General features: G+C 67.4%; 21 protein-coding genes. 8 read left to right on the forward strand and 13 right to left on the reverse strand.

Annotated elements, in window-relative coordinates:
* The first annotated feature begins 89 nt into the window (after positions 1-89).
* On the forward strand, positions 90-458 hold the full coding sequence (locus EH231_RS08390) for a hypothetical protein (protein WP_420891956.1): 369 nt from the start codon (positions 90-92) through the stop codon (positions 456-458).
* Here the strand turns inward: EH231_RS08390 and EH231_RS08395 are convergent.
* Positions 397-1659: a cytochrome P450 gene (locus EH231_RS08395; RefSeq protein ID WP_090433320.1), complete on the reverse strand. Its 1263-nt coding sequence runs from the start codon at positions 1657-1659 to the stop codon at positions 397-399. The genes EH231_RS08390 and EH231_RS08395 overlap by 62 nt on opposite strands.
* Before the next feature lie 208 nt (positions 1660-1867).
* On the opposite strand from EH231_RS08395, the gene EH231_RS08400 reads away from it, so the two are divergent.
* Complete coding sequence (locus EH231_RS08400; protein ID WP_234939932.1) at positions 1868-2464, forward strand: hypothetical protein; 597 nt, start codon at positions 1868-1870, stop codon at positions 2462-2464.
* Positions 2465-2479: 15 nt separating this feature from the next.
* Here the strand turns inward: EH231_RS08400 and EH231_RS08405 are convergent, their stop codons facing one another.
* The 5 genes from EH231_RS08405 to EH231_RS08425 form a co-directional block, all read right to left on the reverse strand.
* The gene (locus EH231_RS08405) at positions 2480-4729 is read right to left on the reverse strand and encodes a molybdopterin-dependent oxidoreductase (RefSeq protein ID WP_124712206.1); all 2250 of its coding nucleotides are present in this window, start codon (positions 4727-4729) and stop codon (positions 2480-2482) included.
* A 38-nt stretch (positions 4730-4767) separates the two neighbouring features.
* Complete coding sequence (locus tag EH231_RS08410; protein WP_124712207.1) at positions 4768-5334, reverse strand: TetR/AcrR family transcriptional regulator; 567 nt, start codon at positions 5332-5334, stop codon at positions 4768-4770.
* A 141-nt stretch (positions 5335-5475) separates the two neighbouring features.
* Positions 5476-5880: a hypothetical protein gene (locus EH231_RS08415; protein WP_124714216.1), complete on the reverse strand. Its 405-nt coding sequence runs from the start codon at positions 5878-5880 to the stop codon at positions 5476-5478.
* Positions 5881-5921: 41 nt separating this feature from the next.
* Complete coding sequence (locus EH231_RS08420; protein ID WP_124712208.1) at positions 5922-7052, reverse strand: nitronate monooxygenase; 1131 nt, start codon at positions 7050-7052, stop codon at positions 5922-5924.
* A gap of 120 nt (positions 7053-7172) precedes the next feature.
* A complete protein-coding gene (locus EH231_RS08425; protein ID WP_124712209.1) occupies positions 7173-7538 on the reverse strand; it encodes a VOC family protein in 366 nt (121 codons plus the stop codon).
* Positions 7539-7605: 67 nt separating this feature from the next.
* Between EH231_RS08425 and EH231_RS08430 the strand changes: the two genes are divergently transcribed.
* Positions 7606-8370, forward strand: coding sequence for an HAD family hydrolase (locus EH231_RS08430; RefSeq protein WP_164480811.1), 765 nt, complete (start codon positions 7606-7608; stop codon positions 8368-8370).
* Here EH231_RS08430 and EH231_RS08435 read toward each other — a convergent pair.
* Complete coding sequence (locus EH231_RS08435) at positions 8367-9443, reverse strand: NAD(P)H-dependent amine dehydrogenase family protein (protein ID WP_124712210.1); 1077 nt, start codon at positions 9441-9443, stop codon at positions 8367-8369. The genes EH231_RS08430 and EH231_RS08435 overlap by 4 nt on opposite strands.
* A 102-nt stretch (positions 9444-9545) precedes the next feature.
* Between EH231_RS08435 and EH231_RS08440 the strand changes: the two genes are divergently transcribed.
* The 5 genes from EH231_RS08440 to EH231_RS08460 all read left to right on the forward strand — a co-directional run bounded on the left by EH231_RS08440 (position 9546) and on the right by EH231_RS08460 (position 16034).
* Positions 9546-10283, forward strand: a complete 738-nt coding sequence (locus EH231_RS08440; RefSeq protein WP_090433334.1) for a glucose 1-dehydrogenase — start codon at positions 9546-9548, stop codon at positions 10281-10283.
* A 146-nt stretch (positions 10284-10429) separates the two neighbouring features.
* Complete coding sequence (locus EH231_RS08445; protein ID WP_241177914.1) at positions 10430-13195, forward strand: glycoside hydrolase family 2 protein; 2766 nt, start codon at positions 10430-10432, stop codon at positions 13193-13195.
* Positions 13196-13204: 9 nt separating this feature from the next.
* Positions 13205-13429 (forward strand): hypothetical protein, encoded by a 225-nt coding sequence (locus EH231_RS08450; RefSeq protein WP_164480812.1) that lies wholly within the window; start codon positions 13205-13207, stop codon positions 13427-13429.
* Between the two features lie 146 nt (positions 13430-13575).
* Positions 13576-14730, forward strand: coding sequence for an enhanced intracellular survival protein Eis (locus EH231_RS08455; RefSeq protein ID WP_241178137.1), 1155 nt, complete (start codon positions 13576-13578; stop codon positions 14728-14730).
* Between the two features lie 35 nt (positions 14731-14765).
* Positions 14766-16034: a competence/damage-inducible protein A gene (locus EH231_RS08460; RefSeq protein ID WP_124712212.1), complete on the forward strand. Its 1269-nt coding sequence runs from the start codon at positions 14766-14768 to the stop codon at positions 16032-16034.
* A gap of 7 nt (positions 16035-16041) precedes the next feature.
* Here the strand turns inward: EH231_RS08460 and EH231_RS08465 are convergent, their stop codons facing one another.
* From EH231_RS08465 to EH231_RS08490, 6 genes are all read right to left on the reverse strand, one after another.
* Entirely contained in the window at positions 16042-17430 is a 1389-nt protein-coding gene (locus EH231_RS08465) for an FAD-dependent oxidoreductase (protein WP_124712213.1), read from the reverse strand.
* Between the two features lie 91 nt (positions 17431-17521).
* Positions 17522-18169, reverse strand: a complete 648-nt coding sequence (locus EH231_RS08470; protein ID WP_090433343.1) for an MBL fold metallo-hydrolase — start codon at positions 18167-18169, stop codon at positions 17522-17524.
* A gap of 50 nt (positions 18170-18219) precedes the next feature.
* Entirely contained in the window at positions 18220-19134 is a 915-nt protein-coding gene (locus EH231_RS08475) for an alpha/beta fold hydrolase (protein WP_090433345.1), read from the reverse strand.
* A 31-nt stretch (positions 19135-19165) separates the two neighbouring features.
* Positions 19166-20059, reverse strand: a complete 894-nt coding sequence (locus EH231_RS08480; RefSeq protein WP_090433347.1) for a fructose bisphosphate aldolase — start codon at positions 20057-20059, stop codon at positions 19166-19168.
* A gap of 98 nt (positions 20060-20157) precedes the next feature.
* Complete coding sequence (locus tag EH231_RS08485; RefSeq protein ID WP_124712214.1) at positions 20158-21633, reverse strand: amidase; 1476 nt, start codon at positions 21631-21633, stop codon at positions 20158-20160.
* The gene (locus tag EH231_RS08490) at positions 21606-21860 is read right to left on the reverse strand and encodes a hypothetical protein (protein ID WP_124712215.1); all 255 of its coding nucleotides are present in this window, start codon (positions 21858-21860) and stop codon (positions 21606-21608) included. Before EH231_RS08490 ends, EH231_RS08485 begins: the two co-directional genes overlap by 28 nt.
* Positions 21861-21887 lie beyond the last annotated feature (27 nt).

Consider the following 21887-nt stretch of genomic DNA (forward strand, 5'->3'; position numbering starts at 1 on the left):
AGTCTCACTCACGCAGCGCGAGATAACCACTACCTGACGGGTAATTGCGGTGATTACCCGATCCGCGTCACTGTGGAGTTCGTCCGACAATGGAGGCAAGGATGCGCAATTCACCGCAGTGGCCCCAGTCGATTCCACGGTGGCTGCACTTCGTGATGGCGGCCGACCGGGCCGGGTCGGCCGCGTATATCGGCACGGGATTCTTCTTCGCACCGGTGCTCGCCCTTGCGTCGCCGTGGCCGGTGCTGACTACGGTGCTCTGGATTGCGATCGCGCTGGCCGGCCTGTGGCTCGGGTTACTCGGCATTGCGATGGCAACCGGTCTGGCGATCGTGCTGCGGTCGAACACCGAGATCCCGGAGGACTACTGGCGATCCATCATCGACTATCCGAGCCCTACTGCGGCACAGGAGGTTTCGCGTCAGCGCCGCCGCGGTAGTCGACCTGCCAATGTTTGATGCCGTTCAGCCAGCCGGATCGGAGCCGTTCGGGCGCCGCCAGCGGCGTCAGATCGGGCATTCCGTCGGCGATCGCGTTGAAGATCAGGTCGATCGTCATCCTGGCGAGGTTGGCACCGATGCAGTAATGCGCGCCTGTGCCACCGAATCCCACGTGCGGGTTGGGATCCCGCAGGATGTTGAAGGTGTACGGGTCGTCGAACACTTCCTCGTCGAAGTTCGCCGAGCGGTAGAACATCACCACCCGTTGCCCCTTCTTGATCTGTACACCGGCCAGTTCGGTGTCTTCCAGCGCGGTCCGCTGGAATGACGTCACCGGGGTGGCCCACCGAACGATCTCGTCGGCTGCGGTGCCCGGGCGCTCCCGCTTGAACAACTCCCACTGGTCTGGGTGATCGGCGAACGCCATCATTCCCTGGGTGATCGAGTTCCGGGTCGTCTCGTTGCCTGCCACCGCGAGCAGGATGACGAAGAAGCCGAACTCGTCGTCGGAGAGTTTGTGCCCCTCCACGTCGGCCTGCAGAAGCTTGGAGACCAGATCGTCGCCGGGGTTCTTGGACCGCTCGGCCGCCATCTGCATCCCGTACATGATCAGCTCGACCGAGGCGCTGATCGCATCGTTGGTGGCGAACTCCGGGTCCTGATCGCCGACCATCTGATTGGACCAGTCGAACAGCTTCTTGCGGTCCTCCTGCGGTACGCCCATCAACCCCGCGATCGCCTGGAGCGGAAGCTCGCAGGACACCTGCTCGACGAAGTCTCCCGAGCCTTCGGCGGCCGCCGTCTCCACGATCATGCGGGCCCGCTCGGCGAGATCCGCACGCAGGAGTTCGACCGCGCGGGGAGTGAAGGCCCGCGAGATGATCTTGCGCAGATGTGTGTGATGGGGGGCGTCCATGTTGAGCAACACGAACTTGCCCTGGTCGATCTGTTGCTGGACGGTGCCTTCTCGATATCGCGGCAGGGCGGTTTTCGCCTGGCTGGAGAACACGTCACTGCGCAGCGACACCTCTTTGACGTCTTTGTGCTTGGTGACGACCCAGAATCCGCCGTCATCGAAGCCGCCTCGGCCCACTGGTTGTTCGTTCCACCAGATCGGCGCCAGTTTGCGCATCTCGGCGAGTTCCTCGACGGGCAGCCGTTCCGCATAGATGTCGGGATCGGTGAAATCGAAGTCGGCGGGCAGGTTCAAAGTCGGCATGGCGGTGGGCGCTCCTCGTGACGACGTTGTGTAGTGGCGTAAGCCATTGCTACACCACAGGTGGGGCCCTATGGAGCGGGTTTCGGAAACTCCGACATTGTTCGTATTGGAACGTGTTCCGATTTTTGCGTTGTAACGGTTGGACGAGCGCAACGATGCAGTCAGCGTTACCATCTGTCCCTGGAGCAACAGCAGGAGGCCATCGAGAATGCGAGTCGACATCCGTAGGTTCGGGATCGTCGTGACGGGCTGTGTGTCGGGTCCTGTCGTGGCGTTGGCCATGGCCGCCGCGGCGGCCGCGGAGCCGCCCAATCCGGTGGTGCCGCCCGCCCCTGCGCCGGCGCCGGCACCCGGTCCCGCACCTGCCGTTCAGGCCGCGGCCGGAGATCCGGGGGCACCGCCCGCCGCGGACCCCGCAGGGATACCTCATCTGGCGAGCCCCGACGCCCTGCCGCCGGGAGCGACGATGGATCCCACCGGCCAGGGAACCGAAACCCCGAACTTGAGCTATCTGAAGGATCTGTGGCATGCCGTGCAGAACCAGGAGATCAGCGGCAAGGAAGCACTGGTACTCGGGCTCGCGCAGCGCGGCATGAACACGCCCGTGCCGGGTCAGGTACCCGGTCCGAACGTTCCGACCGCGCCACAGGCGCCGGGGGCGGCACCGGCGGCCGCCGGACCGGGTGGTCCGGTTCCGTCGGCCGTGCCGGGTGGTGGCCCCGGCGCTCCGATCGGCCCTGTTGGTCCGGTTCCGGCAGCCGGCCCTGTTGGTTCGGCCCCCGCCCCGGCCGCGCCGCTGCCCTGACGGGCCCGAGGCGGGTCAGGCCGGCACGCTGGCGACCGGAATCCGGTCGACCCGGGCAGGCACGTGCTTGTGCCACGGTGTTCCCGCGTACTCGTCGCGCCACTGTGACGACGTGAGTTCGTTGGGTGCCACCCCGGGCACGACGGCACGCCCGTCGCCGTCGGTGTGATCCAGGCCGAACCCGTTGGGTAGCGATATGTGCCCGGGCAGCATCGCGTCGCTGATCTCCACGGTGGCCTCCGCGCTGCCCGCCGCCGTCGTGATCCTGGCCCGGTCACCGTCACGCAGTCCGATGGCTTCGGCGTCGTCGACGCTGATCCGCAAGGCGCCGTTGGTGTCGCGCTTGCGCCAGCCCGGGTCGCGGATGATGTCGTTGGCGGTGTAGGCGCGCCGCTCACCGGCGGACAGCACCATGGGGAACTCATCGGTGGTCAGTGCCGACGGCATGGTCGGCAGGGACCGGACCGCGTCGAGCATCTCGGGCATGTCCAGCGCGATCTTCTTGTCCGGGTGGCCGATCAGGGCGAAGTCGTCCTGGTATTCGTGGACGGTGAACGTGAGCCCGGACCTGCCGGCCAGGATGGCCTCGAACAAGGCGTTACCGTCGGCGTGCCCGGCGCGGCGTACCGCCTCGGGGTAGGTCATCGCGGTCTTCTGGGCCAGGCCCCACAGCGCCGCGGCACCGGCCAGACCTTCGGGCAATACCGGTCCGAGCGTCTCGTACAGCACGTAGGGCAGCACCCGGCCGAGCCCGGGATTGGCACCGACCGCGCCGAGGAACGCGGCGGCGTAGGCATCCAGCCCCTCCCGGGCGGCACGCCGCAGCGGGTCCAGCTCGGCGTCGTCGACCGCGCCGATGGCCCGGACCAGGCGTGCCCAGATCTCCGGTTCGGGCAGGGTGCCGGGCAGCGGCTCGAACAACCGGTGACGCAGATGGAAGTTGTTGTGCGGGAATTCGAGATTGAAGAACGTCGCCTCGGGCTTCTCGAACTGATTGGCGGCGGGCAGCACATAGTGGGCCAGGCGTGCCGTCTCGGTCATCGCGACGTCGATGACCACCAGGAGCTCGAGCGACTCGAGAGCGGTCCGCACCGCCGCCGAATCGGCGACCGAATGTGCGGGGTTGCTGCTCTCGACGATCATGGCGCGGAACCGGTCGGGGTGATCGGTGAGAATCTCCTGGGGCACCGCATTCGACGGCACCAGACCGGCGATCACCGGGGCGCCGGTGACCGGGCTACGGCCGACCCCACCCGAGCCGAACAGCGGAGCGAACGACGAATGCAGATGCTGCCCACCGGGTTTGGCGAAGTTCCCGGTGAGGATCCACAGCATCTTGTTGAGGTAGGAACACAGTGTGCTGTTGGGAGCCTGCTGGATGCCGAGATCCTCGAACACCGCCACGCTGCCGGCTGCGGCGATCCGGCGCACCGCCTGGCGTAACAGCGACTCATCGACACCGCACCGCTGTGCGTAGTCGCCGATCGGCACCTGTCCGAGCACGTCCCGGACCGGCTCGACACCGTTGACGTGTGCGGCCAGGAACTCTTCGTCGCACAGGTCTTCCTGTATCAGCACCGCGGCCATCGCCGCCAGACACCAGGCATCGGTGCCCGGTCGTACCCGCAGATGGAAGTCGGCGAGCTTGGCGGTGTCGGTGATCACCGGGTCGATGACGATCATCGAGCGGTCCGGATCCTTGGCGATCTCGTTGAGCACCACCCGGGCCCGTGGGAAACTCTGCGACATCCAGGGGTTCTTGCCGACGAACACCGAGACCTCGGCGTGCTCGAACTCACCGCGGGTATGCCCGCCGTAGAGGTGGGCGTCGACCCACGCTTCACCGGTCTTCTCCTGGGCCAGGGCATTCGACCGGTACCGTGACCCGATCGCCTTGAGGAAGGCCCCGCTGTACGCGCCGCCGAGGTGATTGCCCTGCCCGCCGCCGCCGTAGTAGAAGATCTTGTCCCCGCCGTGATGGTCCCTGATGGCGAGGAACCCGGCAGCGATCTCGGAAATCGCTGTGTCCCAGTCGATCTCCTCATAGCTGCCGTCAGGACGACGTCGCAGCGGTGAGGTCAGCCGGTTGGCGTTGCTCTGGTAGTGGTCGAGTCGCAGCGCCTTGTTGCACGTGTAACCCTGCGACGCCGGATGGTCCTTGTCGCCGCGGATCTTGGTGATGGCGCGGTCCTCGGTCTGCACCACGATGCCGCAGTTGCATTCGCAGAGGATGCAGGCGGTGGGCTGCCATTGGTCGACCGTCATGACGGAATCCTTTCGATGGACTGTCGGGTCCGGAAGGGTCAGGGGATTTCTGTCGCCAGTTGCGCACGCAGCTGGCGGTGGATCAGGTCGAGCGGTTTGACGTCACGGGTGGCCCGCGCCACCACCACCGCACCTTCGATCGCCGTCATGATCAGCATCGCCAGTTCCTCGGCGCGCTCGGCGGAGACGCCATCTTCCTTCAGCCGCCGCGCGATCTGACCGGTCCAGCGGAGGAAGGCCGCCCCGGCGCGGTCGAGCGCGGCGGTTTCCTCGGCGCCGGGCTCGCCGGCCTCGACGGCAACCGCGACCACCGGGCAACCGGCGCGGAAGTCGCTGGCGGACAGTTGTTTCCGAAATCCGGCGATCATGGCGTCGAGCAACACCCCGGCGCTATCGGCCTTGTCGATGCGGGCGGCCACCTGATCGCTGGCGTAATCGATTGCCTCGCACAGGAGTTGGTTGCGGCCGCCGGGGAAGTAGTGATAGGCCGAGCCGCGTGGGGCGCCGCTGTGGGCCAGTACGTCCGCGATCGCGGTCGGGTGCGCACCGCGCTCCCGGATCAGCAATGCGGCCGAGGCCACCATGCGTTCACGAGGACCAGCCATCCGACGCCCTTTCACCGGCTATGTATGTAACCATACATAGCCGGTGGGCATGGGTCTATGGCCGCAGCGCTCCGCCCACCACATGCGACTTACGCGGCGGATTGCTGCCTGATAGTGACTGCAATCCGCCGCGTTGATGACCTAAGCGGCGGTCGGGAACCACAGCGCGAGGAACGCCGACATGCTCGTCAGGCACAGCAGATGGTCGCGGCAGACGGAGCGCGCCAGCCGGGACTGTTCGATGACGGTGCCACTGCGATGGCCCAGTTTCACGGCCCGGGGGACCGTGTGCAGCAGGGCCAGTAGCACGGGGCCGCCGGCGAGTACCGCGAGTACGGCTGTCAGCCAACCCGGGCCGGTGCCGTCGACCGCGTGAAGAGCCAACGCCGCCAGGAGAATCACCATGACGGCGGCGATCAGCAGGCTCATCGGGCGCGATGTGGTGGTGGCCCGGTGGTAGTAACCGGCGATGGACGCCAGCACGGGTTCCGGCAAGTCGGCCGACCTGCGATGGGCCAGGACCTGGACATCGAAGATCAGGTCCATCCACAGGACGGCGATCAGGAACCCGCTGCCGGCGGCCTCGATCACACGCCGGCGGCCTCATTGAGGGCATTGAGGTTGCCCGTCGCCTCCAGGTACTCCTGCACCCAGCGTTCGATCACCGCGGAGGTCTTCTCGACCTTCTTGAACTGGCCGACCACCTGGCCCACCGGGTTGAACGCGACGTCGACACTCTCGTTGGGGTACTTGTGCGTGGCGGCCACGGCCATGCCGGACACCATGTACTGCAGCGGCATGCCGAGCGGCTTCGGGTTGTCCGGGTTCTCCCAGGCCTCGGTCCAGTCGTTGCGGAGCATGCGGGCCGGCTTGCCGGTGAACGACCGGCTGCGCACGGTGTCCTTGCTGGTGGCCTTGGCGTACGCGGCGTGCTGCTGCTCGGTGTGCTCGGACTCCTCGACCATCACCCACTGGGAGCCGGTCCAGGCGCCCTGGGCGCCGAGTGCCAGCGCCGCGGCGATCTGCTGGCCGCTGCCGATACCGCCGGCGGCCAGAACCGGAACCGGGGCGACCTCCTTGACCACCTGGGGCCACAGCACGATCGAACCGATCTCGCCGCTGTGGCCGCCGGCCTCGCCGCCTTGGGCGATGATGATGTCGACGCCGGCGTCGGCATGCTTGCGGGCCTGTGACGGCGAACCGCACAGCGCCGCGACCTTGCGCCCCTCGGCGTGGATGCGGTCGATCATGTCTTTCGGCGGGGTGCCCAGCGCGTTGGCGATCAGCGTCATCTTGGGGTGCTTCAGTGCGATCTCGACCTGAGGGGTTGCGGTGGTCTCGGTCCAGCCCAGCAGCTGCAGGGCGTCGTCGTCGCTGTGGTCGACCGGCACGCCATGGTCGGCGAGGATCTTCTTGGCGAAGTCCAGGTGCTCCTGGGGCACCAGCGACTGCAGCATGCCCTTGAGGTCGTCGGCGGACATGTTGGCGTCCATGCCCTCGTACTTGTTCGGGATGACGATGTCCACGCCGTACGGGTGATCGCCGATGTGCTCGTCGATCCAGTTCAGTTCGATCTCGAGCTGCTCGGGGGTGAATCCGACGGCGCCCAGCACGCCGAAACCACCGGCCTTGCTGACGGCGACCACAACGTCACGACAGTGGGTGAACGCGAAGATCGGGACGTCGATCCCGAGTTCGTCGCAGAGTGCGGTGTGCATCTGAGCTCCTTCGGTGGAGGTGCGGTTTGGGAAGTCCTCGGCCGCTGCGGCCCGGAAAGAAATGAAACGTGTTCTAGTTTAGTACCACCTTTGATCGTTTTGGGTCGCGACCCGGCAGATTCACCCGAGCTCGGCTACGAACGACACTTCATTTCCGTCTGGATCCGCGACATCGATGACGGCGACCATATCGGCGATGACCTGCGGTTCTGTGACGGTGACGCCATCGTCTCGCAGCGCTGCGGAGATGGTGTCCAGATCGTCGACCCCGAATCGCACGGCCGATCGCCCTGCGCCGGCGGGATCGGTGACGACCTGTAGCCACGCGGTCGCCGTCAGCTGCCATTCCGCGACACCTGGAACCGGTTCCAGGTCGGGTTCCCTGCCGAGGAGCCGCGTGTACCAGGCTTTCGCCTCCTCGAATCGTCCGGTGGCGACGACGGCCGCGACGTCCTTGATCCCGATGGAGTGCATTGGTGCCGACATCCCTCTGTTCTAGTCCTGATCTGGTCTCGACTGGCCGAGTGTCGTTGCGGCTTGGTTTAGTAGCCCCATGGGCCGCACGTTGTCGCCACCTGAGTCGCTAGAGGAAATCGGAGCGGGTCCGGGCGGTGCGCAGGTTGGAGCCTTCTTCGACCTCGACGGCACGCTGGTGGACGGATTCACCGCGACCGCGCACGCCGGTCACCGCATCCGGCGACGGCAGGCCGCTGCCGGCGAGATCCTCGGAATCGTCGAAGCCTCCGTGCGCTACCGGATCGGCCGGATGCCGTTCGAGCGGCTCCTGGTGCGGGCGGCCGGGTATCTGCGCGGCGAATCCCTGCTCGAACTCGACGAGCTGGGGGAGTACCTCTTCGAGAACCGGATCGCGCAGCGGGTCTATCCCCACATGCGGGAGGTGGTGCGTCGGCACCAGGACCGCGGCCACACCGTCGTGTTGAGCTCCTCGGCTCTGACCATCCACGCCGAGCCGGTCGCACGGCACCTCGGCATCGACCACGTGCTGTGCAACCACTTCACGACCGACGGCGAGGGCCGGCTGACCGGCGGGATCGTCGAGCCCATCATCTGGGGCGCCCGCAAAGCCGCAGCAGTGCAGGACTTCTGCGGGGCCGAGCGGATCGACCTCGCGCACAGCTATTTCTATGCCGACGGTGACGAGGACGGTGCACTGATGCGATTGGTGGGCCATCCGCGGCCGGTGAACCCGCGGCCCGGGCTGGCCTCGGCCGCCACCGACCACGATTGGCCGGTGCTCATCGTGCCCCGCCCGGGTGGCCGGCGTCGGGGCGATCGCCGGCTGCGGCCCGGGGCTTAGCCGAGCTTGCAGAGGCCCTTGCCGGTGACCAGCGGCAGGTCCAGCGTGGTACGGATACCGGGCCGCGCGGCCACCACATCGGGGATGGCGTTGACGATGCGCCCGGCCGCCGCCACGATCGCGGCGTGGTTGTGGTCACCTCGATCGCTGGTCGGGCAGATGTCCACGACATACGACGGCTCGCCGGTGATCTCGACGCGGTAGGAGCCGCCGGGCTGGGCCGGTTGCGCCCAGTCCGGTCGCAGGTCCGCCCGCACCCGGGTGACGTGTTCGACGACGATCACCGGCTTACCGCCGACCATGCCGTTGATCTGGAAGCGCATCGCCGCCACCGTGCCCTTGGCGATGACGCCGGTCGCGACCTCGATGTCCTCGGGCGCGGGCTCCAACTCGTAGTGCTCGGTGATGTCCTCGACTTCGACGCCTAGTCCGGCGGCGAGCATCCGGATCGCGGTTCCCCAAGCGGCGCTGAGGATTCCGGGGAGAAACAACATTCCGGGCTGGTCGATCGGATTGCCGAATCCCATGACGATCGACATCACCTCGGTGCCGTCATAGGTGGCGTAGTCGGCGATCTCCATGGTCTTGATCTGATCGATGCGCTGACACGTACCGGCGATCGCGAACGGCACCAGGTCGGTGGCGAAGCCGGGGTCGACACCGGTGATGAACACGCTTGAATTACCCGACTGAGCAGCTTCTTCGACCCGTGCGATGGCCTTCTCCGGCATGGCGCCCCAGGGGAATTGCAGGCCGCCCGGGGCCGAGCCGACCACGTTGATCCCGGCGGCCAGTGCGGCCATCACATCGCGGGTGGCTTCCACGGGGCGGGTGTCACCCATCGCGCAGTACACCAGGCAGTCCGGTTTGGCGGCGATCGCGGCATCGATGCCCAGCGTGGCGGTGACCCCGGTGACGCCGCCCAGCCCGGCCAGTTCGCCGGCGTCCAGGCCGACCTTCGCCTCGGTCGAGGTGCCCACCGCGACGAGTTCGAACCTGGGGTCGTCGATGAGCTGGATCAGGGCCAACCGGCCGCAGTTTCCGGTGCCGACGATCGCCACGCGAATGGCCATACAGGTCTCCTCAAGGTGTGCGGTCTAGTCGCAGTATGCCGATCCGGTGCCAAAATTGGAACAGGTTCTAATTTCGCGCTGCAGGCGGTAGCCTCACCCGTCATGGGACGGGTAGACGGAAAAGTGGCACTCATCAGCGGCGGCGCGCGGGGTATGGGCGCGGAGCACGCCCGCGCGCTGGTCGCCGAAGGCGCCAAGGTGGTGATCGGGGACATCCTCGACGACGAGGGCAAGGCGCTGGCAGCCGAACTCGGAGATTCGGTCCGCTATGTACATCTCGATGTCACCGAGGAAGACCAGTGGAACGCCGCGGTGGAAACCGCCACCTCGGAGTTCGGCCTGCTCAATGTGCTGGTGAACAACGCCGGGATCGTCGCGCTCGGCCAGATCGGCAAGTTCGATATGGCCCAGTGGCAGAAGGTGATCGACGTCAACCTGACCGGCACTTTCCTGGGCATGCAGGCCAGCGTCAAGGCGATGAAAGCCGCGGGCGGCGGTTCGATCATCAACGTCTCGTCCATCGAGGGACTGCGCGGTGCGGCCATGGTGCACCCGTACGTGGCCTCCAAGTGGGCCGTGCGCGGTCTGACCAAGTCGGCGGCGCTGGAGTTGGGTTCCAAGCAGATCCGGGTCAACTCGATCCACCCGGGATTCATCCGGACCCCGATGACCGAGCACTTCCCCGAGGACATGCTCACAATTCCGCTGGGCCGGCCCGGACAGCCCGACGAGGTCTCCAGCTTCGTGGTGTTCCTGGCCAGCGATGAATCCCGCTACGCCACCGGCGCCGAGTTCGTCATGGACGGTGGCCTCGTCAACGACGTCCCGCACAAGCTCTGAGGGCGCACCGGCCGCACGCGGCGGTACCGACCACGGCAGAATGACCCGCCAGGGCATCGACTCATGGACGCGGTGCCGCACCGGTCTGTGAGGAGCTGCCCATTTCCGCCCGGAATCGCCGCGCCGGCCTGAGCCTTCGGGCCAGAATGGTGGGCTTCGTCCTCGCCGCAGTGCTGCTGTTCTCGCTGTGCGCGGCCGATTTCCCGCCGTTCGCCAAGCCGGAGCCGCCATCCGGGCGGATAGAACTGGCGCAGGGCTGGCAACTGGCGTCGGCGCGCACCACGACCGCCGACGGCGCCGCGATGTCCACACCCGGCGAGGTGGATGCCGATTGGCACCCGGTCAAACAGATGCCGTCCACCGTGCTGGGGGCGCTGCAGGAGGACGGCACCTATCCGGACCTGTACGTGGGGGACAACCTGGCCGATGTGCCGGACGACCTGTTCCGGCAGGACTGGTGGTACCGCACGACCTTCACCGCGCCGCAGGGCAGTTCCAGCTACCGGCTCGATTTCCCCGGCATCAACTACCGCGCCGAGGTGTGGCTCAACGGCACGATGATCGCGGGCAGTTCACTGCTGGTGGGCATGCACACGATCCACGAGATCGACGCGACCCAGTGGATCAACCCCGGGGGCCTCAACACGCTGGCGGTCAGGGTGACGCCCGAACAGGCGTTACAGGACATCGACGGCGTCGAGCTCGCCGACAGCTGGTGGGACTGGCTCAACTGGAACCGCATCGGCTACCAGGGCCCGGACAAGAACCCGCTGCGGGGCAATTCCTATGTGGCCGACCGCAATGCCGGCATCTTCAAACCCGTCTACCTGAGCTACTCGGGACAGGTCGTGCTCAGTGACCCACTGGTCACCACCGAGCTACCGCTACCCGCCACCGACTCTGCCCGGCTCACCGTCTACTCCGACATCCGCAACACCGCCGACGTACCGATGCGCGGTGTGGTCCGGGCCCGCATCACCCGGCCCGGCAAACCGGCCATCTCGGTCGATCAACCGGTCAGCCTGGCGCCGGGGGAGAGCCGTGAAATCCGGTTCGACCCCGATACTTTCGCTGCCCTGCGGGTCAACAACCCCGACCTGTGGTGGCCCTACACCATGGGCAGGCCCGATCTGTATGACCTGCGGCTGGAGTTCCTGCGGTACGGCCGGCCCACCGACACCGTGGACTCCCGGTTCGGTATCCGCACCGTGGCCCAGCATCGCGACAACGACGAGCAGTTCCCCGACCTGGGCCGCGGCGGCAGCTTCTACCTGACGGTCAACGGGCGCGACTTCCTGGTGCGGGGGGCGGCTTATACGCCCGACCTGTTGTTCCAGTACGACCCGCAGCGTGAGGACGCCATCCTCGGATACGTCCGGGACCTGGGTTTGAACATGCTGCGGCTGGAGGGGAAGTTCCCGGGCGACAACATCATCGAGCGCGCCGATGAGCTCGGCATCCCGCTGATGTACGGCTGGATGTGCTGCAACCAGTGGGAGAAGTGGTGGCAGTGGGATGACGAGGATCGGCGCGTGGCCGACGAGAGTATGCGCTCGCAGATCCTGTCTCTGCGCGGGCACGCGTCGGCGTTCCTGTGGGCCAACGGCAGCGACGGCAAGCCCCCGGCACCGGTGCTCGAGGGGTATCACGGGATCCTTCGCGATCTGCACTGGCCCAACACCGTCGTCGACACGGTGTCGTCCCTGGCCCGCGATGCCAACGGGGAACCTGACTGGGACGGCATTCACATGGCGGGCCCGTACACGTGGCGCCCGCCGAGCTACTGGTTCAGCGGCCAGTATCAGGCCACCCGCGGCTCCAATGCCGAACAGGGCGACAACGAACACATCCCGCCGTTCGCCAGCCTGCAGAAGTTCATCCCGCCGGACAAACTCTGGCCGATCAACGAGGCGTGGTACTTCCACGCCGGGGCCAACCCGAGCAACGCCGCGCTGGAGAGTATCCGGACCGCGGTGGTCCAGCGCTACGGATCCTCGCGCGGCGCAGAGGAGTTCGCCCGCAAAGCGCAACTGGCCCACTACGAGTCGACGCGCGCGCAGTTCGAGGCGTTCGCGGCCGGCGGGTGGGACAACCACAAGATGACCATCTACTGGATGCTCAACAATCACTGGCCGTCGTTCTTCGGTCATCTCTTCGACTACTACCTGCGGCCCGGCGGCGCCTACTACGGGGCCAAGAAGGGTCTGCGTCCGCTGTCGGTGGTGTTCGACTCCTATGCCACCGGCGACCACGACACCGCCCATGTGTCGGTGGTCAATCAGTCCCCGCGGGAGCGGACGGGCCTTCGGGTACGGGTGCGGACCTACGACCTGACCGGACGGATGCGCGACGACCGGAGTTCGGATGTGCCGGCCGTGCCGTCGAACGGCGTCGTGCCCGGGTTGTCGCTGCCGCGGCTGGCAGCCGACTCCCCGGTGGTGTTCGTCCGCTGTGAACTGCTCGACGAGAACGGCGCCGTCGTGGCCGACAACACCTACTGGCAGTCGCAGCAACTCGACGATGTCGGCCCTCCGGTCAACGACCAGGCGTTCGACCTCGTACAGAGCAGCTGGGCCGACATGACCCCGCTCAACACCATGGCGCAGGCACCCCTGCAGGTGACCGCGCACCGGACCGAATCAGCCGACGGCAGTGCCAGCGTGCTGATCCAGCTGCACAACCCCGGCCGGCAGATCGCGTTCTTCGAACGCGCCGAGATCACCACCACCCGCGACGGTGACGAGATCCTGCCGATCGAGTACTCCGACAATTACGTCACCGTCTACCCGGGGGAGACGGTGGAGGTCACCGGCACGGTGCCCGGGTCGGAGCGTGGACCCAACTGGGTCCGGGTCGGCGGTTACAACAGTGCGCCGACGGTGGTGCCGATCGACCAGCGGGCACGGCGATAGGATCGGCTGATGACCACAACCGATGAGCGCCATGAGGTAGGACAGCTGGCCGAGAGCGGCGGATGGGTGCACCGTGACCTCGACCGCGTGGACGTCTACCAGCGCGGCGCGAACCGGATCAGGGTGGTGTGGCAGGGCCCGACCACGATCAGCGGGGCGACGCTGTACCAGGACGACATCATGACCACCTACACCCGCGAACTGGCGACCGTGAACGCGTGGCTCAAGCGCTGATTCGCTAGCCGCCGGATCGGGTCGGCCGAAATTCGGTCGCATTGTCCGGTGACGGTGTGGCACCGTCGGATTCCGTGATCGACAACGTGTCTTCCCCGGCAACAACTCTCACTCTGCACAGCGTCACCGACGCCGACTGGGCGGGCATGGCCCTGCTCGGCAACACCGCATTCGGTGAGGTCAACCATCCCGATTCGATGTCGGCGTGGCAGCAGATGGTGCCCGCCGACGGCGGCGTGGTGATGCGTGATGGTGGCGGCGACGGCGACATCGTCGGCCAGTCGATCTACATCGATCTCACCCTGACCGTTCCGGGTGGCGGGGTGCTGCCCGCGGCGGGTATCAGCTACGTGGCCGTCGCTCCCACTCATCGGCGGCGGGGGATCCTGCGGTCGATGTACACCGAGTTACACCAGCGGATCGCCGATGCGAAGTATCCGATCGCCGCGCTCACCGCGAGCGAAGGCGGGATCTACGGCCGGTTCGGCTACGGCCCGGCCACCACCGTGCACCTGATGACGATCGACCGCCGATTCGCCCAGTTCCATGCCTCCGTCCCCGACCCGGGCGGTGTTCGCCTGGTCAAACCCGCCGAGCACCGCGATGCCCTGGCCGGGATCTACGACCGCTGGCGACTGCGGACGCCGGGCGGTCTGGCGTGTCCGACGCCCCTGTGGGACGACCTCCTCGCCGATCGGGAGAACACCCGCGACGGCGGTTCCGAATTGTTCGCGTTCCTGCATCCCGACGGCTATGCGCTGTACCGGGTGCACGGCGAGGAGTCCCGGACGCTGCGAGTACGCGAGGTCACCGCAGTGACGCCCGACGCCCACATCGCACTCTGGCGGGCCCTGCTGGGGATGGACCTCATGGAGAAGGTGAGCATCTGGACTCATCCGGGCGAGGTCGTGCCCTATCTGCTGACCAACCCGCGACTGGCCCGGGTGACCTCGAGCAGCGACGATATGTGGGTCCGGATCATGGACGTCCCGGCTGCCCTTGAGGCCCGCCGGTACCAGGCCGACCTCGACACCGTGCTGGACGTCACCGACGGTTTCCGTGACGACGGCGGACGGTACGCCCTGAAGATCCGCGACGGCCGGGCCCGGTGTACGCGCACCGACGCTCCGGCCGACATCGAACTCGACCTGGACGTACTCGGCAGCCTCTATCTGGGCAGCCACCGCCCCGAGTCGTTTGTCGCCGCAAACCGGTTGCGCGGCAAGGACTCAGAGATGGTGCAGCGGCTCGGTGCGGCCTTCGCGAGCGATGTTCCGGCCGAACTGGGCTACAGCTTCTGAGCGGCGGCGAGAGCTTGCTGCGTAGTGTTCAACGGGTGAGCGCGCGTGCAGGCATCGTCGTTACCGGAACAGAAGTACTCACCGGAAGGGTTCAGGACCGCAACGGTCCGTGGCTCGCCGACCAGCTCCTCGAGCTCGGGGTCGAACTGGCCCACATCACCATCTGCGGTGACCGTCCCCGGGACATCGAGGCACAGTTGCGGTTCCTGGCCGCCGAGGGTGTGGACCTGATCGTGACGAGCGGCGGGCTCGGGCCGACCGCCGACGACCTCACCGTCGCGACGGTCGCCGGGTTCTGCGGTCGGGAACTCGTTCTCGACGAGGCCATGGAGGAGCGGATCGCGGCCATCCTGCGCAAGCTGATCGGCGACCGTCCCGGCGTGGATTTCGACGCGGTGCGCGCCGCCAACCGCAAGCAGGCCATGGTGCCCGTCGGTGCGGAGGTTCTCGCGCCCGTGGGCACTGCCCCCGGTGTCGTGGTCGGTGGCAGCCCGACGGTCGTCGTTCTGCCCGGCCCGCCCCGGGAGTTGCAGCCGATGTGGCACACGGCTGTCGCGACCGAGGCTGTGCAGCAGGCTATTTCGGGCCGTACCCGCTACCGGCAGGAAACGGTGCGGATGTTCGGCCTCGCCGAATCCGGTCTGGCCGAGACTCTTCGCGACGCAGAGGCCACGATCGCAGGTTTCGACGCACTGGAGATCACCACCTGTCTGCGCCGCGGTGAACTCGAGATCGTCACCCGGTACGAGCCCGACGCCGCCGGCACCTACCAGGATCTGCTGATGTTGCTGCGCGACCGGCACGGTGCCGCGCTGTACTCCGAGGACGGCACGACGGTGGACGAGCAGGTGGCCGGCCTGTTGGCCGGGCACCGGATCGCCACCGCGGAATCGTGCACCGCCGGACTGTTGGCCGCCCGGTTGGCCGACATCCCCGGTTGCTCGGATTACCTCGCCGGTGGGGTGGTCAGCTATTCGAACGAGGCCAAGGCCGAACTGCTGAACGTGGATCCGCTGCTGATCACCGAGTACGGCGCGGTATCCGAACCGGTGGTCGAATCCATGGTCACCGGCGCGTTGCACCATTTCGGCGCCGATACCGCGGTGGCCATCAGCGGTATCGCGGGTCCGGACGGCGGCAGCCCGGAGAAGCCCGTCGGCACCGTGTGTTTCTCGGTCCGGGCCGGGTCGGCGGGGATCACCCGCACCCTCCGACTCCCGGGCAACCGATCCGATATCCGCGAGCGGGCCACGACGGTGGCGATGCACCTGTTGCGCCGGGCACTCACAGACGGCGGCGACTGACCCGTCGTCAGCCCAGCGGCGCAACAGCGGCTTCGGCCGGCGCCGCCGGCCGTCGCGTGCGGTGTCGGCGGGACGCACCGGCCGTCACCCGCCGCACGATGGACGGATGCATCAGCCGGCTGGGCGGATCGACCAGGTTCATCACCCGGAAGAACGCCTCGGTGACCACTGGATCGTCCTCGGCGGCCGTGAGCACCCGCTCGGTGTACCAGTTGGACAGCCGCACCGACATCGGGCGGGGCCCGGGTATCTGCGGCATGGCCAGATCGGCGCCGCAGGCCATCTGCCATGCTGTGTTGACGCAGCCGGCAGCGGCCCGCAGGAATCGGCGGCCCAGATCGTCGCCGCCGCGGGCCAGGCAGTCGCGCAATGCGAGCGCCTCGAGCGCGGCCACCGACATGCCCTGGCCGTACACCGGATTGAAGCTGCAGATCGCGTCACCGAAGACCAGCAGGCCATCGGGGAACCGGGTCAGGCGCTCGTAGCGCCTGCGCACACTCGCCGGATAGCGGAAGGTCGCCGGCGAGCCCAGCGGTTCGGCGCTGCGCAGTGCCGCGACGGTCTCGGCGGGGAACAGGTCCTCGACAAACGCGATCATCCCGGCCAGATCGGTGGGCGGTTCCCGGCCGGTCATCCCGGCCGTGGTGAGCAGCCAGGTGTCATCCTCGTAGGCGAATAGCGAACCACCGCAAGGCTTTTCGGGAACGGTGCCGACGAGGGTGAGCCGGTCGCGCGGAACGTCGTCGCCGAAGCGCAACAGTTGGCTGGAATAGGCCACCTGCACCGCTATCCGGTGCTCGGGTGGCCGGCCGAATCCGGCGCTCTCCAGGAACGCCGGTGTCCGTCCGGCGCGGCCCATGGCGTCGACGATCAGGTCGGCGGATATCGCCTGCCCGGCGCCACCGTCCCGATCGGCCACCAGGACGCTGGTAACCCGCCGGGTGTCGTCCATCAGCAATTCGACCGCATCGTGACCGTCGAGGAAGCGGACGTTGCCGATGGCACGCACCCGGTCCCGCACGTGGGCTTCCAGGAACGGCCTGCTGGCCAGATACGACTCGATCGGTCGGGACGGCTGCCCGTTCAGGTTGAGGGTGTGACCGCTCAGCGTCAGGGAGATCAGGGACAGATTCGCCCCGTCGAGCACGGTGGCTCCGTCGGCCGCGAGCTCCTCGGGGAGCCCGGGAAACAGTTCGGCGAGCGCCTGCAAGCCGCCGCTGAGCAGCCCATGGGCATGCCGGCCCTGCGGGACGCCGCGCCGCTGGACCGGACCGTCGGGCAGCACGTCGCGCTCCACGAGCGTGACGGTGTCGAAGAAGTCGGCCAGCGCCCGGGCGGCCAGCAGCCCGCCCATGCTCGCGCCCAGCACCACCGCGTGTTTGCCGATCGTTGTCATTGCCGACCTCCGGACCCGCTGGCACATCGCCAGTTGTTCGAAGTATCGGAGCAGGCCGGGGCCGGGCCTAGAGTAGTGCGCTACTCGAAGATCAGCGGGTCACCGGTATCGAGCGCAACGCCTCGTCGACGCATGCCGGCCAGGTGCCCTCATCGAGGATGGTGACCGCGCGCGCCCCGTAGGCGCTGGAGATGACGACATCCGGTTGCAGGCCGGCCAACAGGTGCAGGCTTTCGGCCATCACTGTCGCGTCGCCGATGCCCGGGATCACGAACGTCGACCATCGACCGTCGGCGGCGACGAACATGGTGTCCCCGGTGAACAGATAGCGGCCCTGGGCGCCCTCGACGAGATAGCTCGTGCTGCCCGGAGTGTGACCAGGGGTGGGGATCACCTCGACACCACGGTCATCGATGTGCCGGGAGGACAGCGGTACGTCGATCGGGCTGTGCTTTTCGATCGTGTCGCGTTCGGCGGCCGGCGCGTGCAGTCGGGAGCCGAACCGCCCGGCGATGCGCGCCAGCATCGGACCTGCCTCGTCCTGGTGAGACAGATAGTGGTCGCCGACCCCGCCGAGTGAATCGAGCGTGGCGAAATCCGCGTCGCCGGCCGGGCAGTAGAACAGCGCGTTGTGCCCGCCCGGTGTCCACAGGTAGGCATGTGTGCTCAAACCCGGAAACGGTGTGTCGGTGCGGGTTTCCCACAGGTCGGTCCGGATCTGGGTCATGGAGGTTGCCATGACGCCAGCCTCGCCCCTGAACAATGGTTGAGGTCAAGCCTCGGACGAGCTCAGTCGGTGCTCGCCTTGTCCCACGTCGAGATCATGGTGCCCATGATCTCCTCGGCGCAGCCCAGTCCACCCAGGTGGCTTTCGTAGGGCAGCTCGGTCATGACCGCGTCGGGCAGCCGGGAGACCACATGCTGACCGTGGGCGAACGGCACGATGTGGTCGTGGTCGCCGTGCCACCAGCGCACCGGAACCTTGACCTCGTCGAGCCGGAAGCCCCAGTCGCGCTCGAACACCACGATGTCGTAGAACGGCGCGGCCAGCTGCTTGCGGCTGCCGTTGAGCAGGTCGTCGAGGAACATGGCCTTGAACTCGGGCCGGCCGAGCATGCGCCGGTCGCCCTCGGGGGAGATCCGTGCGTAGATCTCCAGGGCCGGAGAGGCGACCGGACGGATCAACCGGATCAGCCCGGATGCGGCCAACCGGATCGGCGCACCGGCCACCTCCAGGATCGGCGCGATCACCGCACCGAGTTGCATCAGGGGACTGCTGATCGCGTCGGGCCCGACCATCGGGGCCACACCGCCGAGCACCCCGGCCGCCACCACCCGGTCGGGCATGGCGGCCGCGGTGGCCAGCGTGTAGGGGCCACCACCGGACAAGCCGATGACGGCCATCTTGTCGATGCCCAGCGTGTCGGCGATGGTGCGCAGATCCTCACCGAAATCCAGGACACAGTGGTACTGGTGCGGTGTGGACGAACCGATGCCCGGTCGGTCCACCCCGATCAACCGGATGTGGTTCTGCTCGGCGTAGATCCGGGCCTCGGTCGGGATCTGCCTGCGGGCGCCCGGGGTGCCGTGCAGCCAGAAGACCGCACGGCCCTGCGGGTCGCCGAACTCGGCGAACCCGAGCTGCCGACCGTCGCCCACGGCGACATTGCCCTCCAGTTTGGGGCGATCGATCGGGATGACCATCCTCGTGCGCCTTGACTCGCCGGGTCCGCGACTAGCCCGTGACGGACGCGTCGTAGATGGACTGGATGGACTTGTCCAGCGTGGCGTTGAACTCGTCGTCGCTCTGCTGGGCCGACAGACCCTCGGTCAGCGCGCGGCTGAAGCTGGCGATCACACCGGTGTTCTCGGCCAGCAGCTTGTTGGCCTCATCGCGTGAGTAGCCACCGGACAGCGCCACGACCCGCATCACCTTCGGATGCTCGACCAGCGACTGGTAGTGGTTGGCCTGGGTCGGCAGGGTCAGCTTGAGCATGACCTTCTGGTCGGCGGGCAGCGCGTCGAGGTTCTTGGTGATCTCGTCGCGGAGCAGGTCCTCGGCCTCGGCCTTGTCGGAGATCGAGATGGTGACCTCGGGCTCGATGATCGGGATCAGACCGTGCGAGAGCACCTGCTTGGCCACCTCGAACTGCTGGGCGACCACGGCGGCGATACCGTCGGCGTTGGCCGCGCCGATCACCGAGCGCTCCTTGGTGCCGAAGATGCCGTTCTTCGCCGCGCGGGCCAGCAGGTCGTCCAGGCCGGGCATCGGCTTCATCACCTGCACGCCGTCAGCGACGTCGGCCAGGCCCTTGTCGATCTTCAGCAACGGAACCACGCCCTTGTCCTCCCAGAGGTAGGTCGCGGTGGGCTTGCCCTCGATGGAGCGGTCCATGGTCTGCTCGAACAGGATCGCGGCCAGCACCCGGTCGCCGTTGAACACCGGGGAGGTGATGATGCGCGAGCGCATCTGGTGGATCAGGTCGAACATCTCCTCCTCGGAGGAGTAGGCGCTCTCCTCGACCCCGTAGAGACGCAGGGCCTTGGGGGTGGACCCACCGCTCTGGTCGAGCGCGGCGATGAAGCCCTTGCCCGTGGTCATCTTGTCGGCCTGCTGCTGGTTCACCATGAGGTTGTCTACTCCTTCGAAGACGGCGTCCTGCTGTTGTTGTGCTGTTGAGGGCGCACACCGCCGGTGGCGCACAGTTCGACTCAGAGGATATGCGGCTACTTCGCGGCGGTAGCGCCCACCCATCGAGCCGGCGTCCGGGTGGCCCACGGCGCAGCCTGCTCGAGCTGACCGGCCAGGCTGAGCAGGATCGTTTCGTCGGGGGCCATCAGCTGTACACCGATCGGCAGGCCGTCGCGGGTCTGGCCCAAAGGCAGGGAAATCGCAGCCCAACCGGTCACGTTGGCCAGTGCCGTCCATCCGGTGGTGGCGAACTCGACGTCGAAGAAGGCCCGGGTGGTGCCCCGGGGCTGATTCAGCAGCCCGTACGGCGGCGGACCGGTCAGCAGAGTCGGCACCAGGAGCACGTCGTGACCTGCCATGCCCGCGGCGAAGCGGCGTGTCTGGGCATGGATGTCCGAGATGGCGTCGGCATAGGCCAGACCCGTCGTGGTGAAGCCCTCGCGGATCATCACCCAGGTGCTGGGCTCGAACTCGTCCTCGCGGGGCGCCCGGCCCAGATGTGCCCGGGCCAGATCGTGAAGCTGTGCGTTGCTCACGGTGTGCAGCACCGCGACGGCGTCGGCGACGGCGTCCGCATCGATCGTGGGAGCCCCGGGGGTGAGGTGGTGTCCGAGGCTTTCCAGCACACGGCCGGCCGCTTCGACGGCCGACACCACCTCGGGGTCGATCCGGCCGGTGGGAAACGGCGACGAGGTGGCGATCAGGATGCGCTGCGCCGACGGTGTTCGTGCGGCTGCGTCGAGGAAGGAGAACGCCGGGACGGCGGCGCTGTAGGGATCGCCGGGTGCGGAGCCGGCGATGATGTCCAGCAGGGCCGCGCTGTCGCGCACCGTGCGGGTCAGCGCGTGGCTGTTCACCAGGCCTTCGAGTCCGTGGCCGCCGTCAGGGGCGAAGGAGGATCGTCCTCGGCGTGGTTTGAGGCCGACGACGCCACAGCATGAGGCCGGTACCCGAATGGAGCCCGTGCCGTCCCCGCCCGAGGCCGCGGGCACCACTCCCGCGGCCACCGCTGCCGCCGATCCGCCGCTGGATCCACCCGGGGTGACGGCGGCGGACCACGGGTTCACCGTGGGGCCGAACAGTAACGGCTCGGTGGTGCAGTGGTTGCCCCATTCCGGGGTGTTGGTCTTACCGAACACGACCAGGCCGGCATCCAGGTACCGATCCACGGTCCAGGCGGATTCCGTTGAGACATGGTCGCGCAACGCGCGTGACCCCATCGCTTCGCGGGTACCGGCCAGCGCTGCGCCGAGATCCTTGAGCAGGAACGGCACCCCGGTCAGAGGCCCCGCCCGCCCGTTGCGCAGCACACCGGACGCATCGAGTGCGGCGGCTTGTGCGCGGCCTCTGTCGAACAGGTCGGTGATCACCGCGTTGAGACTGCGCGTCGCCTCGACCCGGGTGATCGCGGCGTCGAGTAGCTCGACGGCACTGATCTCACCGGCGGCCGCCAGCGCCGCCTGCCCGACCCCGTCGGTGTGGGCTAGTTCGAAGGCGGACGACGAATCCATCTCACATCACTCCGGAGATCGCTGGTGGTGTCTGTCGGTGCACTGATACGAGTCACCTCGAGCGCGATGAGAACTTCGATCGCGGTGACGACCAGACCCGCGAAGTACATCCACTTGAGAGTCGGATCTGGTTGTGCGGCAAAGTAAACGATCAAGAAGATCGGCCCGACGATACCGGCGATGAACACCATGGCCTGGATACGTAGGTACCGCCAGAATGTGGACATCGATCTCCCGCCGCATGGCCGATGAGC

Origin of the sequence: Mycolicibacterium nivoides (assembly GCF_003855255.1) — a bacterium.
GTDB lineage: Bacteria > Actinomycetota > Actinomycetes > Mycobacteriales > Mycobacteriaceae > Mycobacterium > Mycobacterium nivoides.

Bases quoted from the DNA above. Each gene is read 5' to 3' on its own strand.
- EH231_RS08410 (WP_124712207.1), bottom strand. From the start codon at position 5,334: ATGGCTGGTCCTCGTGAACGCATGGTGGCCTCGGCCGCATTGCTGATC.
- EH231_RS08485 (WP_124712214.1), bottom strand. From the start codon at position 21,633: ATGGATTCGTCGTCCGCCTTCGAACTAGCCCACACCGACGGGGTCGGG.
- EH231_RS08475 (WP_090433345.1), bottom strand. From the start codon at position 19,134: ATGGTCATCCCGATCGATCGCCCCAAACTGGAGGGCAATGTCGCCGTG.
- EH231_RS08435 (WP_124712210.1), bottom strand. From the start codon at position 9,443: ATGGCCATTCGCGTGGCGATCGTCGGCACCGGAAACTGCGGCCGGTTG.
- EH231_RS08405 (WP_124712206.1), bottom strand. From the start codon at position 4,729: ATGACGGTCGACCAATGGCAGCCCACCGCCTGCATCCTCTGCGAATGC.
- EH231_RS08400 (WP_234939932.1), top strand. From the start codon at position 1,868: ATGCGAGTCGACATCCGTAGGTTCGGGATCGTCGTGACGGGCTGTGTG.
- EH231_RS08445 (WP_241177914.1), top strand. From the start codon at position 10,430: ATGGTGGGCTTCGTCCTCGCCGCAGTGCTGCTGTTCTCGCTGTGCGCG.
- EH231_RS08415 (WP_124714216.1), bottom strand. From the start codon at position 5,880: ATGGACCTGATCTTCGATGTCCAGGTCCTGGCCCATCGCAGGTCGGCC.
- EH231_RS08425 (WP_124712209.1), bottom strand. From the start codon at position 7,538: ATGTCGGCACCAATGCACTCCATCGGGATCAAGGACGTCGCGGCCGTC.
- EH231_RS08430 (WP_164480811.1), top strand. From the start codon at position 7,606: ATGGGCCGCACGTTGTCGCCACCTGAGTCGCTAGAGGAAATCGGAGCG.
- EH231_RS08440 (WP_090433334.1), top strand. From the start codon at position 9,546: ATGGGACGGGTAGACGGAAAAGTGGCACTCATCAGCGGCGGCGCGCGG.
- EH231_RS08490 (WP_124712215.1), bottom strand. From the start codon at position 21,860: ATGTCCACATTCTGGCGGTACCTACGTATCCAGGCCATGGTGTTCATC.
- EH231_RS08420 (WP_124712208.1), bottom strand. From the start codon at position 7,052: ATGCACACCGCACTCTGCGACGAACTCGGGATCGACGTCCCGATCTTC.
- EH231_RS08390 (WP_420891956.1), top strand. From the start codon at position 90: ATGGAGGCAAGGATGCGCAATTCACCGCAGTGGCCCCAGTCGATTCCA.
- EH231_RS08470 (WP_090433343.1), bottom strand. From the start codon at position 18,169: ATGGCAACCTCCATGACCCAGATCCGGACCGACCTGTGGGAAACCCGC.
- EH231_RS08480 (WP_090433347.1), bottom strand. From the start codon at position 20,059: ATGGTGAACCAGCAGCAGGCCGACAAGATGACCACGGGCAAGGGCTTC.
- EH231_RS08465 (WP_124712213.1), bottom strand. From the start codon at position 17,430: ATGACAACGATCGGCAAACACGCGGTGGTGCTGGGCGCGAGCATGGGC.
- EH231_RS08395 (WP_090433320.1), bottom strand. From the start codon at position 1,659: ATGCCGACTTTGAACCTGCCCGCCGACTTCGATTTCACCGATCCCGAC.
- EH231_RS08455 (WP_241178137.1), top strand. From the start codon at position 13,576: ATGGCCCTGCTCGGCAACACCGCATTCGGTGAGGTCAACCATCCCGAT.
- EH231_RS08450 (WP_164480812.1), top strand. From the start codon at position 13,205: ATGACCACAACCGATGAGCGCCATGAGGTAGGACAGCTGGCCGAGAGC.